Source organism: Sphingobacterium corticibacterium (assembly GCF_004208525.1).
GTDB lineage: Bacteria > Bacteroidota > Bacteroidia > Sphingobacteriales > Sphingobacteriaceae > Sphingobacterium > Sphingobacterium corticibacterium.
In genome coordinates this window covers 1-845 of the sequence record NZ_SGIT01000010.1, presented here as the reverse complement: position 1 = coordinate 845, position 845 = coordinate 1, and the positions used below count along the sequence as shown (strand labels likewise).

Annotated in this window: 1 protein-coding gene; it reads left to right on the top strand. The window is 37.8% G+C overall.

Going from position 1 to position 845, the window contains the following annotated elements; translation table 11 throughout:
* On the top strand, window positions 1-845 hold an 845-nt coding region (locus EWE74_RS21010; protein ID WP_130143629.1), incomplete at both ends, for a TlpA family protein disulfide reductase.

The window sequence follows — 845 nt, the reverse complement described above, 5'->3', positions numbered from 1 at the left end:
GATAGAAATCAGAATAACGATTTTGGCGATGATGTGGTGAGGCCTGTTGTTGGAAGAAATACTTCATCCTCCGTACCAAATAATCCAGACTATGTTTTTTATCAATACTGGTACGACGGCAAAGTTCATAACGACACCTTAATTATTTCCGTATCGGAGATTAATAACAACGTCTTTTTTTCTTTCCCGCAATTTTATCTATCAACTTTTAAATATAAAAACAATACATATTATTTCTGTAAGAATATCGGCAACAGAGGTGCTTTCGTTGTGCCTGCTATACCTTATTTTTCGGCGTTACCGCCGGAGAAGAGAGTTATAGAAGGACAATATTTTAATTTGGGAGAGGATACGTTCAAACTATCCCGTATTTTATATGGCGGGAAATTTATAGAGATCGAGGGCGCAGCTATGTTGACTGATACCATCAAGACCGTAAAAGAAAATCGTAATATCCATCAAGTTTCCGATCAAGCAGGGCTTTTAGCTCCTGCAATATCTGGACGAGATGTATTAAACGGAGACATGTGGACGTTGGATAGTGTGGATAAGGACAAACTGATTTTTATTTACTTTTGGAGTACGACATGTGGCCCGTGTTTACAAGATTTACCAAATCTAACACGCATTGCGAACAAATATAAGGATAAGGTAGAATTTGTAGGAATCTGCGATGTAAGAACCGATCTCGACGCGGTGCTGAATAAGCATAACATAAATTGGACGATGATTAAACTTCAAGATGCTGAAACGGAAGTAAACAAATATAATATATACAAATATCCATCATCATATTTGCTAAACAGCGAGCGGTTCATTCAGCGGGTAGATATGAGATCAGCGCA